This window comes from Stenotrophomonas sp. YAU14A_MKIMI4_1, assembly GCF_003086855.1.
Taxonomy (GTDB): Bacteria; Pseudomonadota; Gammaproteobacteria; order Xanthomonadales; family Xanthomonadaceae; genus Stenotrophomonas.
This window is the reverse complement of sequence record NZ_CP025998.1, coordinates 605,746-621,648: the sequence shown is the minus strand read 5'-3', so window position 1 is coordinate 621,648 and position 15,903 is coordinate 605,746. Positions and strand designations below refer to the sequence as shown.

Genomic DNA, 15,903 nt, shown 5'->3' with positions numbered 1-15,903 from the left:
ATCACACTTTTTCATTTAGCGCAGGTTGGAGACTTCCACTCTAGCCGAATGGACACGACAGACTGATTGTTCCCGACAACGAACACTATTAGCGACAAAGCGCAGACTGTCCAACTCCTGATCAATGCCAGGGAATAACTCACCTCACCGCATCAACCTGGTTTTCCGGGCGGGCGCGATCGAAGGCGTCCACGGCCTGGCAGGCGGCCTCCATGCGGCGCAGCGTCGGGAACGGCGCCAGGTCCAGTCCAAACCGGTGCGCGTTGTACAGCTGCGGCATCAGGCACAGATCGGCCAAGGTGGGACGATCGCCGTGGCAGAAGCGACCAGTGTCGCCGCTGCTGGCCAGCATCGTTTCCATGGCCGCCAGCCCTTCGGCCATCCAGTGCAGGGTCCACTGCGTGCGCGCGTCGGCCGGCACCTGCAGATCGCGCTCCAGGTACTGCATCACCCTCAGGTTGTTGATCGGGTGGATATCGCAGGCCACCAGCTGTGCCAGGCCACGCACGCGTGCACGGCCGGCGGCGTCGGCCGGCAGCAGCGGCACCTGCGGGAAGCGCTCGTCCAGGTATTCCAGGATCGCCAGCGACTGGTTCAGCGTGTGGCCGTCATGCAGCAGGGTTGGCACCAGCTGCTGCGGGTTGAGCGCGGCATAGGCACCGGCATGCTGCTCGCCACCGTCGCGCACCAGGTGCACCGGCCGGCCTTCCCAGGCCAGGCCTTTCAGTTCCAGGCCGATGCGCACGCGGTAGGCGGCGCTGGATCGCCAGTAGGTGTACAGCACGATGCCGTCGTCGACCGGGCCGTCATCAACCAGGATGTCCATCGCCGCCTCCATGCTCAGGGCTTGGCCGCCTGTTCGATGCGCTGCTCGATGGCACCGAAGATGCTGTTGCCGGCGGCATCAAGCATTTCAATGCGCACCACATCGCCGAAGGACATGAACGGCGTGCTCGGCTTGCCGTCGCGCAGGGTTTCCACGGTGCGCTGTTCGGCGAAGCAGGAGGCACCCTTGCTGGTGTCTTCATTGGCGATGGTGCCCGAGCCGACGATGGCGCCGGCGCCCAGCGGGCGGGTCTTGGCGGCATGCGCGACCAGCTGGGCGAAATTGAACTGCATGTCCACGCCGGCTTCCGGAGCACCGAACCAGGCGCCGTTGATGTGGGTCAGCAGCGGCAGGTGCACCTTGCTGTCCTGCCAGGCATCACCCAGCTCATCGGGGGTGACGAACACCGGCGACAGCGCCGAGCGCGGCTTGGACTGCAGGAAGCCGAAGCCCTTGGCCAGTTCGCCGGGAATCAGGTTGCGCAGCGAGACATCGTTGACCAGGCCGATCAGCTGGATATGGCCGGCGGCCTGTTCGGCGCTGACCGCCATCGGCACGTCGTCGGTGATCACCACCAGTTCGGCTTCCAGATCGATGCCGTAGTCCTCGCTGACCACCTTTACGGCATCGCGCGGGCCGTAGAAGGCGGCGCTGGTGGCCTGGTACATCAGCGGGTCGGTGTAGAAGCTTTCCGGCACTTCGGCGCCACGGGCGCGGCGCACGCGCTCGACGTGCGGCAGGTAGGCGCTGCCATCGACGAATTCATAGGCACGCGGCAGCGGCGCGGCCAGGGCCTGCGGGTCCAGGTCGAACACGCCATCGGCATCGCCGGCGTTCAGCGATTCGTACAGGGCGTTCAAGCGCGGTGCGATGTGGCTCCAGTCTTCCAGCGCCTGCTGCAGGGTGGCGGCGATGCCGGTGGCGCGTACGCCGTGGCGCAGGTCACGCGAGACGACGATGAGGGTGCCGTCGCGGCCGCCTTCCTTCAAAGAACCAAGCTTCATGGGTGGGTGTCCGGAGTCGTGGGCAAACAAGTTTCAAGTGTAATCAAATGCACGGCGTAGCCAAGCTGCAGCGCGGCATCGGCCCACCCTACCGTAGGAGGGGGTTCGGCAGGGCTTGCAGCCCTGCACCTGCTTGGAGCAACGGCAACGGCCGGAGCAACGTCAAAAGCGGGCATTCCGTGGGATGGCGGGGCGGTGTCGGATTGCGGGGACGCCGCAAGTACGTCCCTGTAGGCTTGGCCGCGGCATCCATGCCGCGGACACCCCGCAATCCGACACCGCCCCGCCTTCGACAGGTTCACGCGGCTGTTGGTAGGTGTCGACCTTGGTCGACACATCTGTCGGATATCGAATGAATTCATCCACGCATGGCGTGGATCTACTGTGTCGACCAAGGTCGACACCTCCCGAGGCAGAGCGCCGTTCTGGCAGATCGCGGCCAACTGTCGAAGGCGGGGTGGGTCCGGTCGAGGGGGCGTGAGCCGCATGGATGCGGCGACCGAGCTTACATGGACGTACTTGCAGCGTCCCCCTCGACCGGACCCACCCCGCCATCCCACGGATAGCCCGCTTTTGACGTTGACGTTGACGTTGACGGTAGCGGGTGCAGGGCGCAGCCCTGCCAGCCCCCTCCCCTTCCCTGAACAGGGGTTTTTGCGTGAGGTCTCAGGCTTCGGTTAGACTATGCGGGTCTGCAGCGGCCGTCCGTTTCCCTTCGGGATCGCCGGCGACCGGGGTCCGCCCCTTCGCCCGCCCCCACTCCGACACCGTTCGTCACGCATTCCAGCCTGTGCTCCGCGCCGGCTGCACCCAACTTCTCGCAGCGCGGTTCACGGGAACGCTCCGAGTCAGCCGATCAGTTTGATCTGCCCCCGCCTGTCCGATCGGTCAGGCGTTTCTTGTACTTGGAGCAAACTCAATGTCTTTTGAATCGCTGGGCCTGGCGCCCTTCCTGCTGCGTGCGCTTGCCGAGCAGGGCTACGAAAACCCGACCCCGATCCAGCAGCAGGCAATTCCGCTGGCGCTGGCCGGTCGCGACCTGCTGGCCGGCGCACAGACCGGTACCGGCAAGACCGCCGCCTTCGGCCTGCCGCTGCTGCAGCACCTGGGCACCGCATCGCAGGAAGTGCGCAGCGGCCCGCGCAAGCCGCGCGCGCTGATCCTGGCCCCGACCCGCGAACTGGCCACCCAGGTGCACGACAGCCTGCGCGGCTACAGCAAGTACCTGCGCATTCCCAGCGCCTGCATCTACGGTGGCGTGGGCATGGGCAACCAGCTGGACATCCTGCGCCGTGGCGTGGATCTGCTGGTGGCCTGCCCGGGCCGTCTGATCGACCACCTGGAGCGCCGCAGCATCGACCTGTCGGGCATTGAACTGCTGGTGCTGGACGAAGCCGACCGCATGCTGGACATGGGCTTCCTGCCGTCCATCAAGCGCATCCTGGCCAAGCTGCCGAAGCAGAACCGGCAGACCCTGCTGTTCTCGGCCACCTTCGAGGACAACATCCGCCAGCTGGCGCTGGAGTTCATGCGCAACCCGGAACAGATCCAGGTGACGCCGAAGAACACCGTGGCCGAAACCATCACCCACCGCGTGCACCCGGTCGACGGCGGCCGCAAACGCGACCTGCTGCTGCACCTGCTGGCGCAGGACAGCCGCGAGCAGACCCTGGTGTTCGCCCGTACCAAGCACGGCAGCGACAAGCTGGCTGCGTTCCTGGAAAAGTCCGGCATCAAGACTGCGGCGATCCACGGCAACAAGAGCCAGGGCCAGCGACTGCGTGCACTGGGTGATTTCAAGGCCGGCCGGGTGACCGTGCTGGTGGCCACCGATATCGCCGCGCGCGGCATCGACATCAACGAACTGCCGAAGGTGATCAACTTCGATCTGCCGATGGTGGCCGAAGACTACGTGCACCGCATCGGCCGTACCGGCCGCAACGGTGCCACCGGCCAGGCGATTTCGCTGGTCGCACAGGATGAAGTGAAGCTGCTGCGCGCGATCACGCGTCTGCTGGGCCGCGACATGGATATCCGCGATGTGCCGGGCTTCGAGCTGCAGGTGCCGATCCGCTGGGGCAACAGTGCGCCGGGCAAGGCCGAGCACCAAACCGGCGAACGCGCCCCGCGCAAGAGCCACGCCCGTCGTCCGCACGGCGATACGCCGCGCCACGCGCATGCCGGCCCGAAGAAGTCGGGCGGCGGCCGTCGCGAAGGCGGTGGTAATGGCCAGCAGCGTGCAGGTGCTGGCGCCGGCCAGGGCCAGCGTCGTGGCGGCGGCGGCAATGGCGGCGGCCGCGGTCGTGGCCAGGGCGGCAACGGCGGCGGTCGCGCTGGCTGATCCTGGCTGACGGTTGATGCGCTTCCCGCTGCGCGGGGGGCTATCGAGGGACGGCGCTGACGCGCCGTCCTTTTTTTTGGCTGGCTACCGGGATGGCTTGAGAGCCTGCGGTTGGTTCTGCTTGGGGCGGATCGGGGCGGGGGGAGCGCGAAACACGCCGTAAACCCATCCATGGGGGCTCGTAGGCGCCATCCATGGCGCCTGCGGTTTCGCGCTCCCCCCGCCCCGATCCACTTCAGACATTTCCAGCGCCTTCTTGTCCCGCCGGGTAGCCGGGAGAAGAAAGATCAAGTTCAAATTCAAGTTCAAAAACAAAAGCCGAAGCAGGAGCTTCGGCTTTTGCTTTTGCTTTTGCCCTTGCTCCCGCCTTGGGGTTTGATGCGTCCGCGCCCGCAGGAAACTGTCTGGGGAGGACGGAGGGGTTGCGCAGGACCGCAGGCGCCAGGGATGGCGCCTACGAGCCTACAGGGACGTACTTGCGGCGTGTCCTGCGCAGCCCCTCCGTCCTCCCCATCCCAGCATCAACAAGGCGCCCAACACCTCAACCCCGCGCTTTACTAGGATTCACCAGATTCCCGAAGAAGATCGCGTTGATCAGCAGGCGATCGGTGCCGTGCCAGTACTTGCGGTGCGCCGGATCATCGGCAAACAACACCACGTTGCCCTGCCCCTGCGCCGATACCAGCAGCCAGGCACTGCCCGCCACGCGGCTGCGGTTGCGCTCGGACAGATAACCGTTCACCCGCGGCGGGCTGTCGATGCGCACCACCGTGGAGAACGGATTGGCACTGGGCTGCAGCACCACGGCATTTTCCTTGTTCACCGCCAGCGGCCGGCGCGGTACGCCGAAGGCCAACGGGTGCGAGGTATCGGCGTCGGCACTGAGGATGTTGCCGCTGACCCGTTCGATCGCAGCGATATCGCGCTGGTCACCGAACGCGCGACGGCTCTCGTCGGCGGCGTCCTCATCCTTGCCCAGCGTTTCGCCCTCGGCCAGTTTCTGTTCGATCGCCCACTTCGAGGCGCTGCCGTAGGTCACCAGCGAACCGCCGGCCTGCACCCAGCGCTTCAGTGCGGCCACCGCTGTGGCATCCACGCCGGCGTAGTTGCCGCCAGAGAGGACCAGGGTGGTGTAGCGATCCAGCGACACCTTGCCCAGCTGCTGCGGGTCCAGCTTGCTGGCCGGCAGATGCAGTTGCTGATCCAGCAGGAACCACGCCGAGCCGATCTCGGTGGCGGTCACGCCCTCGCCCATCACCAGCGCGACCGCCGGCTTGCGCAGTGCCTTGACGCTGTCGCTGCCCAGATCGATGCCATCGCGGCTGCGGCCGCTGGCCAGGGCGTGGGCCTGTACGCCGGCACTGCGCGTGGCCGCGTTCACTGCATCCAGCAGTGCCGCGCCCTGCAGCGACTGCCCTGCCACGGGAATCACGATGCTGCCTGCAGCGAAGGCCACATCACCCTGCGCCGTGCCCGCGGTGAACGGCTTGAACGCGGCACGCGCCAGCACGCCCTTGCCCTGCAGTTCGGCCAGGGCACGGCCGGCGTTGTAGTCGCGCCAGTCGATGACATAGGCGAACGTCGCCTGGCCACCGACCACGCCACCGCCGGCCGCCGGCAGTTCGGTCACCGCGGCACCACCGTCGATGCGGCTGCGGCTGCCGGCGAAGGCCACGCCATAGGCCGGCGCGATCGCATAGCTGGTGCTGCCGTAGAACACATCGCCCTTGATCGGCGGGGTTTCGGCGAAGATCGAATGGACCAGGCGGAACTGCGCCTGCTGCACCGGCACCACGTAGGCGCTGCCAGCGCTGAAGGTCTGGCCATCGACGGTGACATCGCGCGGCAGCGCATGCACATCGATCCGGTGCAGCAGCAACAGCTCAAGCAAACGACGGGTCAGCGCCGGATCATGTGCATCGCCGAACACGAAGCTCTTCACCGGCTGCTGGCCGGCCTGCTTCAGTGCGCTCTGGAAGAAGCTCTTCTGCAGGTCGAACAGGCCACTGCGTTCGGTGACCGCGCCGCGCACGGTGCCCAGCCCGGTGGCCACCTGGTTGCGGATGGTGAACGGGAAGGTCAGCAGACCGTTCACCGATTCCTGCACGCGCCCACGCGAGCTGGCCTGTTCCACCGTCACCCCCACCGCACCGTGGAAGTCGGGATAGGTGGAGCCGTAGACCGGCGAGAAGTTGTCGTAGTTTTCGCCGGTGTAGTACAGCGATCCCAACGCATCCAGCGACTGCGCGTGGTACTTGGCCAGGGTCTTGTTGAATTCATACGAGGCCGCCGGAATCAGCGGGCTGTGCATGCTCTTCGGCGACGGCTCGAAATAGTAGGTGTTGTCCTTGCCCATCTCGTGGAAGTCGATCTGCACGTTCGGGTACCACTGGTGGAACACCTCCACCTTGGGCCGCGAATCGCGCTGGGTCAGGGCCAGCCAGTCGCGGTTGAGATCGGTGAAGTAGTGGTTGGTGCGGCCCTGCGGGAAGGGCTCGACATGTTCCTTGTCGGCCGGGTCGGCCGAGGCCGGGTCCGAGGCCCAGGCGTTGTGCCAGTTGGCGGCGCGATCGCGGCCATCGGGGTTCTGCGCCGGGTCGAACAGCACCACCGCCTGCTGCAGCCACTGCTGGGTTTCGGCGCTGCGGTTGGCCACCAGGTAGTAGGCGGTCAGCATGGCCGCTTCACCGCTGGAGGTTTCGTTGCCGTGCACGCTGTAGCCCAGCCACACCACCACCGGGCTGTCACCGGCGGCGCTGCGCGGCTGCGCCGGATCGACCAGGGTCGCGTGCTGCTGGCGAATCTGCTCCAGCCGGCCCTGGTTGCTGGCGGCGGTGACGGTGGCGATCAGCAGCGGGCGGCCTTCGTAGCTGCGACCGATCTCGCGCACGCTGATCTTGTCCGAATGGCGTGCCAGTTCCTGGAAATAGGCCACCAGCTGGTCATGCCGGGTGAAGCGGCTGCCGATCGGATAGCCCAGGAACTGTTCCGGGGTGGGAATGCTGGCGTCGAAGGCCGAGGCCTCGCTGGCCTCCGGGAAGAAGTAGGCGCTCTGCGCATGGGCCACGCTGGGCGCGGCGAAGACGGTGGCGGCGGCGATCAGCAGCGGCAGTACGGTACGGCGATGCAAGGACACGGTGTTTTCCCGGAATGCAGGGCAGCGCGACCGGCCAGTGCTGGCCGGTCGCGGCCGGTGGTTCAGAAGCGGTAATCGAAACCGACGGTGAAGTAGCGCCCACGCAGGTCGTACTGGCTGAAGTCGTACGGCGCGCGGATACCGGGGAACGAGGCGTCGTACGGCGGCTCCTTGTCGGCCAGGTTCTGCACCTTGGCGTACAGGGTCAGCTGTTCGAAGCCGGTGTAGGCCAGGTACAGGTCCAGCTGGTTGTAGGCATCCACGCGATCCTGCACGGCCGCGGCCGCAGTACTGGCCTTCTGGTCGTACCCGCTGGTGTAGTACCAGGTCAGCGCGGCCTTTACGTCGGCATAGCGCCAATCCAGCGTGGTGGTGGCCTTGTTCTTGGGCAGGGTGGCGCCCAGGTTGCTGCCGGCGTAGTCCACCAGCGGGCCGCCGACCACGGTCGGGCGACGGTAGTCACGCACGTGGGTGAAGGCAGAGGACACGGTGAAGTCGCCGAACGATTCGGTGGGAATGCGCTGGCGCAGTTCCACATCGATGCCCGAGGTCTTCAGGCTGCTCAGGTTCTGGTAGCGGTTGTAGACCGCCAGCAGCTTGCCGCGGTCGTCGCGCAGCACCGCACCGGGCACGTTGTCGGTCACCAGGGTCTGGCTGTTGTTGGTGCCGACCAGGTTGTCCAGCTCGATCTTGTAGTAGTCCACGCTCAGGTTGGTGTTCGACCACGGCGACAGCACGAAGCCCAGGTTGTAGCTGCGGGTACGCTCGGGCTTCAGATCGTTGTTGCCGACAGTGAAGAACGTGGGGTTCTGCCGCGAGCCCGGCACGTCCGGATCACGCGGATCGATCACGCTGCCGTAGGAAATGCTGGTGCTGTTCGAGTTTTCCGACAGCGACGGCGCGCGGAAGCCCTTCGAGGCCGAGGCGCGCACCAGCAGGATGTCCAGCGGCTGCCAGCGCAGGCCCAGCTTCGGCGAGAACGCATCGCCGAAATCGCTGTAGTGGTCGGCGCGCGCGGCGGCGGAAAGTTCGAGCGTGGAGGCCAGCGGTACGTTCACTTCGGCGTAGGCTGCGGTCACCTTGCGCTCGCCATGCACTTCGGCGATGGCCGGGCGGATCTGCAGGCCGGCGTCGATCTGCCAGGGGTTCTCCGAATCCAGCTTCTCGCGGCGCCATTCGGCACCGGCGGCGAAGCCGATATCACCGGCCCAGGTGCGGCCCAGCGTGCCCGACACCTTGGCATCGATGCCCTGCAGCACCGATTCGGCCGGGCGCAGCGTGCTGATGTTGATCGCGTTGATGACCTCGGCCGGGGTGGCCGACGGGTTCAACAGGTTGTAGCTGCCCGTGGCCAGCGCGTCGGCCAGCGCCCAGCGGTTGGCGAAGCCGCCGGACACGGTCTCGCGCTCGCTGCTGCGTGCACCGAAGGCGCCCACTTCCCAATCCCAATTGTCGGTGCTGCCGCGCAGGCCGACCAGGCCGCGGTAGGCCTGCGAACGGTTGGTCTTGATGGTGCCGCCCAGGTCGAAGAAGGTGTATTCGATGGGAATGGCGCGGCCATACGGGTTGTACGGGCTGCTGGCCGGCAGGTTGGAGGACACCGGTTCGGCCAGCCCGGTATCGGCGTTCAGCGCGAAGCGGCCACTTTCCAGGGTGAAGTAAGGGCTGCTGCCAAACCAGGACACGCCCTTGATATCGCTGTACAGCACTTCGCCGAAGGCTTCTACGTTGTCGCTGACGCGGAAGGTGCCGTTGACGTAGGCCTGCCAGCGCTTGGTGGACGGAATGAGGGTGGTGTACGGCGCCTGGTTGAAGCCGCAGGTGTTGCCGGCCAGGCCGTCGATCGGCGCGCTGGCCACCAGGGTGGTGCCGGTGGGGCAGTTGCCGTTGGCGTCCAGCATCGGCACCGAAGTGCCATTCACCAGATAGCGGGCGCCTTTGGCCGACCAGCCGTTCCAGCGGCCGCCGGGCTGGTCGCTGTAGATGCCGCTCTTGGTCAGGTCGCGCTGGTCCTGGTCCAGGCGATCGCGGTTGTAGCCTTCCAGGCTGACCAGGATGTTGTAGCCGTCCTTGTCCAGATCGCCGATTCCGCCGACGAAATGCAGCTTCTGTTCGTCCAGCCCGCCCTGGTCGGCGGTGCCGGTGCTGCCGCCGACTTCGGCGCCCTGGAAGTTCTGCCGGGTGATGATGTTGACCACGCCGGCCACCGCGTCGGAGCCATACACGGCCGAGGCGCCGTCCTTGAGCACTTCGATGCGTTCAACGGCCACCAGCGGCAGCGCGTTGAGGTTGACGAAGGTGTCCGAGAGGCCGCCGGCCGGGAAGCCGTAGTTGGCCAGGCGACGGCCGTTCAGCAGCACCAGCGTGTTCTTCTGCGAAAGGCCGCGCAGGCCGATGCCGGCCGAACCCGATGCCCAGCCGTTGTTGGTGGTTTCGTTGGCGGCGTTGCCAGTGTTGGCCGAGATCGAGCGCAGCACGTCGGCCACGGTGGCCTTGCCGCTGGCCTGCAGCTGCTCGTGGCCGATCACCTGCACGGGGTTGGAGGCTTCGGTGTCCGAGCGCTTGATGTTGGAACCGGTAACGCGCACGGCGGCCAGGGTGCTGGCCTCGCCGCTGGCGTCGGTGGATGTGTCGGCCGCCGCGGACAACGGCGTGGCCAGGGCAGCCGCAAGGGCCGCTGCAAGGAGGGTGTTCTGGGGCATGACGTTCGTGGGGTGGTGGTGACGACAAGTTCCGCAGTAGTCCATGCCTGGCCCGGTCCGGACCAATAACATCTCTTCATACGGATATAAGAGAAGCTAACATCTCTTTATCAAGATGGAAATGAAATGTTTACATCAGCAACCGATGCAGGCGGGTAAGCGACCGGCCGGCGGCGTACAATCGCGGCATGGAAATCTTCAAAGTCTTCATGCTCGAGGCGGCGCATCGCCTCCCCAACGTGCCGCCGGGGCACAAGTGCGCGCGCCTGCACGGCCACTCCTTCCGGGTGGAACTGAAGGTGGAAGGCGAGCCCGGCGCGCAGACCGGCTGGATCATGGATTTCGGCGACGTGAAAGCGGCCTTCCAGCCGATCTACGAGCGCCTGGACCACCACTATCTGAACGACATTCCCGGTCTGGAAAACCCCACCAGCGAGAACCTGGCCGTGTGGATCTGGAACGAGCTGAAGCCGGTACTGCCCGCGCTGAGCGAGATCACCGTGCACGAAACCTGCACCTCCGGCTGCCGTTACCGGGGCCCGGGCGGCTGATCAAGCCATTGATCCTGAAAGAATTTTGAAGGCGCCTCGGGCGCCTTCGTTATTTTTGTTGCAATGCCGCATGATCGGCGTATGCTGCATTGCATCAACTTCTTCGACGCAGCCATGGCCAACGCCTTCGCCGATCGTTTCAGTGATGCCACCCGCCAGCTGGCGGCGGCCGCCACCCGTGCAAACCGGATGGCGCTGGAGAACGCGGAAAGCATGTTCGGCGTGCAGTTGAAGGTGATGGAACGCAACCTGACCGCGACCGGCGGCTGGCTGGGCGAACTGGCCCGCAGCGAGGACCCGGCGGGTTTGCTGCCCAAGGGCGCGCAGCTGTGGCAGGACAACCTGCAGCGGCTGGGCCAGGCCCAGCAGGACATGGTCGATCTGGGCCTGCAGGCCGGAAAGGCCTGGTCTGAACTGGTTCAGGGCCACAACGAATCCCCGGCGGACGCCACGGCCAACAGCCACTGACGTTACGCCCACGCTCATTGCATGGGTCCCTCCCCCCATGCAATCCGGACCCGGCAGATCCCTCCCTCTGCCGGGTCTTTTTTTGCCTGCGATTCGGCCAAACGCATCCACGCATGGCGTGGATCTACCGACGATGGGTCCGGTCGCGTGCATCACGGTAGCGCCGGGCCATGCCCGGCGGGGTGGCGGCGCGTCAGGCCGCCGCGCTGTCCGCGCGCGGCAGGCTGAACACGAACAGCGCACCCTGCGCGCTGTCGCGCAGTTCGATGCGGCGGCCATGCAGCTGCACGATGCGCTGCACGATCAGCAAGCCCAGCCCGCCGTTGTCGCCACGCCGCGCGCCCAGCGCTGCCGGTGCCTGGAACAGGCCCTCGCGCAGCGCCGGTGCCACGCCGGGACCATCGTCGGCCACGCTCACCTGCACGCTGTCTTCTGTGGCGCGCAGGGTCAGCGTGACCTGCCCACCTTCCGGGGCGTGGCGCAGCGCATTGTCCAGCAGGTTGGTCAGCACACGCTCCACCAGGCCCAGATCGGCACGCACCAGCGGCAGGCCCTGCGGCACGTCGGCGTGCAGCCGCTGCCCACGTGCCTGTGCCGCCAGTTCGAACTTCTGCAGCACGTCCTGCACCAGCTCGGGCAGCGCGAACACCTCCCATTCCAGGCGCACTTCGCCGTGTTCCAGCCGCGCCAGTTCGAACAGCGCGCGTGCCAGCCGGCCCACCTTCGCGCTCTGCGCCAGGGCGATGCCCAGATAGCGGCGGCGTTCGTCCCGCGCCAACGTGGCCTCCTTCAGCGCCATGGTTTCCAGATAGCCATGCAGCGACGACAGCGGCGTGCGCAGATCATGCGAGATGTTGGCCACCAGTTCGCGCCGCTGCAGATCCTGCTGGCGCAGCTGCTGCCACTGCTCGCCCAGGCGCTGCGCCATCTGCGCATGGGCATGTTCGAGGATCTTCAGTTCATCGCGCTCGCCGGGGCGCAGCGGTGCCAACGGCGGCAACACCGAGGGCGCGTCGATGTCGAACGCCTGGATGCGCCGGGTCAGCCGCCGCAGCGGCCGGGTGACCCAGTAGAACGCCAGAAGGCCGGCCAGCACGCCCAGGCTGCCGACCAGCACGATCGACCACAGCGTGGTGTTCCACTGGCTGCTGGCGGCCAGATCGTCGGCCAGCATCTGCCGGTGCTCGCCCACCAGTACCACGTACACATAGCCGGCCGGGCGCCCCTGCACCACCAGCGGCGCCACGCTGAACACCTTGCGGCCGCGCTCGCTGCGCGGATCGTCGCCCAGGATCGGCAGCGGCGCGCCTGCAAGCAGCCGGCGCAGCGGCGCCACGTCCACGCGGTCGCGCCGCAGGTGGCCGCTGGGCGCATCGTGGCCGAGGATGCGGCCCTGTTCGTCCAGCAGGTACACCTCCACGCTGGGGTTGACCGCCATCAGCTGGCCGAACAGCGCGCGCACGGCGGCATCGCGCATGCCGCTGGTGTCCATCAGTTCGCTGCGCTGGGCGATGTGCTCGGCCAGGCCCAGTGACAGCCGCTGCACCACTTCCTGTTCGTGCCGGGTATTGGCGCGCATCTGCAGCGCCAGCAAGGCCATGCAGCACACCAGCATCAGCGCAGCGATCACCGCGGCCAGCTTCTGCCAGAGATTGGGCGTGATCATGCGCCCGCCCCGGCCGGGTCCACCAGCTTGTAGCCGCGCCCCCACACCGTCAGCAGCCGGCGCGGGTTGGCCGGGTCGGTTTCAATCTTGCTGCGCAGGCGGTTGATATGGGTGTTCACCGTGTGCTCGTAGCCATCGTGCTGGTAGCCCCACACCTGGTTCAGCAGTTCCATGCGGGCGAACACCTGGTCGGGGTGGCGGGCGAAGAACAGCAGCAGGTCGAACTCACGCGGGGTCAGTTCCAGCGCGTTGCCTTCCACCGAGGCGGTGCGTGCCACCGGGTCCAGCCGCAGCCCACCCAGATCGATCGCGCCGGCATCGATGCGTGCGCTCTGTGCCATGGCTTCGGCACGGCGCAGCAGCGCGCGCACCCGCGCCACCAGCTCGGGCATGGAAAAGGGTTTGGCCAGGTAGTCATCGGCGCCCAGCTCCAGGCCGACGATGCGCTGGGTCTCGCTGCCGCGCGCACTGATGATGATGATCGGCACGTAGCGCGCCATCGAGCGCGCACGCTGGCAGACCTGCAGCCCATCCACGCCCGGCAGCATCACATCCAGCACCAGCGCGTCCCACGGGCCATCCTGTTCCAGCAGGTGCAGGCCGGCATCGCCGGTGGCCGCGTGCATCACCTCATAGCCTTCGTCGGCCAGGTGCATGCGCAGCAGATCAGCGATATGGGCATCGTCTTCGACGATCAGGACGCGTTTTGCGGACATCGGCAGCTCGGGGCCAGTGGGGAGGCTGCCCGCATTGTGGCGCGGGAAGGCGGCCGATACCTCACGAAAAATTGAATCCTGCGTGAGGATTCGTTGACCCGGGCGGGCGCAGCATGGCCCCGTCGCCCCTTCCCGGAGTCCGCCATGCCCCTCACCCGACGCCACCTGCTGGGTCTGGGCGGTGCCGCCACCGCCGCTGGCCTGCTGGGCCTGGCCGCCTGCAGCCGGGCCACGCCGGCAGCCGCTGAAGCGCGCCCGCAACGCCAGTTCGAAGTGATGCGCAGCGATGCCGAATGGCGCCGCCTGCTGACCCCGGCGCAGTACGCGGTGCTGCGCCAGCAGGCCACCGAACGTGCCGGCAGCAGTCCGCTGGACCGCGAGCACCGCAGCGGCACCTTCGTCTGCGCTGGCTGCGGCCTGCCGTTGTTCTCCTCGTCCACCAAGTTCGACAGCGGCACCGGCTGGCCCAGCTTCTGGGCGCCGCTGCACAACGCCGTGGGCGAGGACCGCGATACCACCTTCGGTATGTTGCGGGTGGAAGCACATTGCCGGCGCTGCGGCGGCCACCTGGGCCACGTCTTCAACGACGGCCCGCGCCCCACCGGGCTGCGTTATTGCATGAACGGGGTGGCGCTGCTGTTCCAGCCCGGCCCGGCACGGCAGGACGCCGCCGGCGGCTGGCGCGTGCCCGTGGGTGCCTCTTCTTCTGCTGCAGGAGCCTGACCATGCTGTTGCTGTTGCTGTCTTACCTGGGCGGTGCCCTGACCCTGCTCAGCCCGTGCATCCTGCCGGTGCTGCCGTTCGTGTTCGCGCGCGCCGACCGGCCGTTCCTGCGCAGCACCCTGCCGCTGCTGCTGGGCATGGCGCTGACCTTCACCGTGGTGGCCAGCCTGGCCGCCGTCGGCAGCCAATGGGTGGCGCAGGCCAACCAGATCGGGCGCTGGGTGGCGCTGGTGCTGATGGCGCAGTTCGCGTTGGCGCTGCTGTGGCCGCGACTGGCCGACCACCTGCTGGCGCCGTTCCAGCGCGTGGGTGCGCGCTTGAGCGCGCGTGCTGACGCCGCCGATGCTGCCGGCCGCGGTGGTGCCGGTACCTCGCTGCTGATCGGCATTGCCACCGGCCTGCTGTGGGCGCCCTGCGCCGGCCCGATCCTGGGGTTGGTGCTGACCGGCGCCGCCCTGCATGGCGCCAGCGTGGGCACCAGTGCCCTGCTGCTGGCCTATGCACTGGGTGCGATCACCGCGCTGGCGCTGGCCGTATGGGTGGGCGGGCGCGTGTTCCGTGCGTTGCAGGCGCGCCTGGGCCTGGGCGACGCCGTGCGCAAGGTGCTGGGCGTTGCCGCGCTGCTGGCCGTGGTGGCCATCGGCCTGGGCTGGGATACCGGCCTGCTGACCCGCCTGTCCACGGTCAGCACCGCGCGCATCGAACAGGGTCTGCTCGATGCCGTGCCCGGCGCGCAACCTTCGCCGCCGTCGATGATGATGTCGGCCAGCGCTGCTGCGGCCGATGCACCGTTGCCCATGGAAGGCACCCTGCCCGCACTGACCGGCGCCACCGGCTGGTTGAACAGCCCGCCGCTGGACCGCGAGCAGCTGCGCGGCAAAGTCGTGCTGATCGATTTCTGGACCTACTCGTGCATCAACTGCCTGCGCGCCATGCCCTACGTGCACGAGTGGGAACGCCGCTACCGCGACCACGGCCTGGTGGTGATCGGCGTGCACACGCCGGAATTCGCCTTCGAACGCGACCCGCGCAACGTGATGAAGGCCGTGCAGCAGCTGAAGGTTGACTACCCGGTGGCGCTGGACAACCAGTACGCCATCTGGCGCGCGTTCAACAACAATTACTGGCCAGCGCACTACTTCGTGGATGCGCAGGGCAACATCCGTGCGCACCAGTTCGGCGAGGGCAACTATGCGCATTCCGAACAGGTGATCCGTCGCCTGCTGACCGAGGCCGGGCAGATCGATCTGCCGGCACCGGCCGACCCTGCCGCCGCTGACCTGCAGGGCGTGGCCGCGCAGGCCGACATGGGCAACCTGCGTTCACCGGAAACCTACCTGGGCCATGCGCGTGCCGAACAGTTCGCCTCGCCCGGCGGCCAGCGCGACGACACCTCGTTCGACTACACCCTGCCTGCTGCGCTGCAGTTGAACCAGTGGGGCCTGGCCGGGCGCTGGACGGTAATCGATGAGGCCGCGCAACTGCAGCAGAGCGGCGGTCGCATCGGCTTCCAGTTCCATGCACGCGACCTGCATCTGGTGCTGGCCCCCGGCGCGGATGGTCGCCCGGTGCGCTTCCGCGTGCTGCTGGATGGCAAACCGTTGCCTGCCGCGGACGCCGGCGCGGATGTGCGCGCCGATGGCAGCGGCGTGGTCGACGAACACCGGCTGTACCAATTGGTGCGCCAGCGCGGTGCGGTAGCGCCGCACCGTTTCGAGATCGAGTTCCTTGATGCGGGCGTGCAGGCCTACGCCTTTACCTTCGGTTGAA

Annotated in this window: 11 protein-coding genes; 5 read left to right on the top strand and 6 right to left on the bottom strand. The window is 67.3% G+C overall.

Annotated elements, in window-relative coordinates:
* Window positions 1–139: 139 nt before the first annotated feature.
* Entirely contained in the window at window positions 140–826 is a 687-nt protein-coding gene (gene maiA / locus C1931_RS02740) for a maleylacetoacetate isomerase (protein WP_108757629.1), read from the bottom strand.
* Between the two features lie 14 nt (window positions 827–840).
* Window positions 841–1,830 (bottom strand): fumarylacetoacetate hydrolase family protein, encoded by a 990-nt coding sequence (locus C1931_RS02735; protein ID WP_108755329.1) that lies wholly within the window; start codon window positions 1,828–1,830, stop codon window positions 841–843.
* Between the two features lie 919 nt (window positions 1,831–2,749).
* Between C1931_RS02735 and C1931_RS02725 the strand changes: the two genes are divergently transcribed.
* Window positions 2,750–4,171 (top strand): DEAD/DEAH box helicase, encoded by a 1,422-nt coding sequence (locus C1931_RS02725; protein WP_108755328.1) that lies wholly within the window; start codon window positions 2,750–2,752, stop codon window positions 4,169–4,171.
* Window positions 4,172–4,712: 541 nt separating this feature from the next.
* Here C1931_RS02725 and C1931_RS02720 read toward each other — a convergent pair.
* Together C1931_RS02720 and C1931_RS02715 are read right to left on the bottom strand one after the other, a co-directional pair.
* The gene (locus C1931_RS02720; RefSeq protein WP_108755327.1) at window positions 4,713–7,307 is read right to left on the bottom strand and encodes a M14 family zinc carboxypeptidase; all 2,595 of its coding nucleotides are present in this window, start codon (window positions 7,305–7,307) and stop codon (window positions 4,713–4,715) included.
* A gap of 62 nt (window positions 7,308–7,369) precedes the next feature.
* Window positions 7,370–10,009 (bottom strand): TonB-dependent receptor, encoded by a 2,640-nt coding sequence (locus C1931_RS02715; protein WP_108755326.1) that lies wholly within the window; start codon window positions 10,007–10,009, stop codon window positions 7,370–7,372.
* Between the two features lie 188 nt (window positions 10,010–10,197).
* On the opposite strand from C1931_RS02715, the gene queD reads away from it, so the two are divergent.
* Both queD and C1931_RS02705 read left to right on the top strand, forming a co-directional pair.
* On the top strand, window positions 10,198–10,560 hold the full coding sequence (gene queD, locus C1931_RS02710; protein WP_108748405.1) for a 6-carboxytetrahydropterin synthase QueD: 363 nt from the start codon (window positions 10,198–10,200) through the stop codon (window positions 10,558–10,560).
* Between the two features lie 114 nt (window positions 10,561–10,674).
* Window positions 10,675–11,028 carry a phasin family protein gene (locus tag C1931_RS02705; protein WP_108751458.1) on the top strand — a complete coding sequence of 118 codons (354 nt, stop codon included), beginning with the start codon at window positions 10,675–10,677 and terminating at the stop codon, window positions 11,026–11,028.
* A gap of 193 nt (window positions 11,029–11,221) precedes the next feature.
* Here C1931_RS02705 and C1931_RS02700 read toward each other — a convergent pair whose 3' ends face one another.
* Complete coding sequence (locus tag C1931_RS02700) at window positions 11,222–12,694, bottom strand: HAMP domain-containing sensor histidine kinase (protein ID WP_108755325.1); 1,473 nt, start codon at window positions 12,692–12,694, stop codon at window positions 11,222–11,224.
* Window positions 12,691–13,410, bottom strand: a complete 720-nt coding sequence (locus C1931_RS02695) for a response regulator transcription factor (protein ID WP_108748403.1) — start codon at window positions 13,408–13,410, stop codon at window positions 12,691–12,693. Before C1931_RS02695 ends, C1931_RS02700 begins: the two co-directional genes overlap by 4 nt.
* Before the next feature lie 144 nt (window positions 13,411–13,554).
* Between C1931_RS02695 and msrB the strand changes: the two genes are divergently transcribed.
* Both msrB and C1931_RS02685 read left to right on the top strand, forming a co-directional pair.
* On the top strand, window positions 13,555–14,133 hold the full coding sequence (gene msrB / locus C1931_RS02690) for a peptide-methionine (R)-S-oxide reductase MsrB (RefSeq protein ID WP_108748402.1): 579 nt from the start codon (window positions 13,555–13,557) through the stop codon (window positions 14,131–14,133).
* Window positions 14,134–14,135: 2 nt separating this feature from the next.
* A complete protein-coding gene (locus C1931_RS02685) occupies window positions 14,136–15,902 on the top strand; it encodes a redoxin family protein (protein WP_108755324.1) in 1,767 nt (588 codons plus the stop codon).
* Window position 15,903 lies beyond the last annotated feature (1 nt).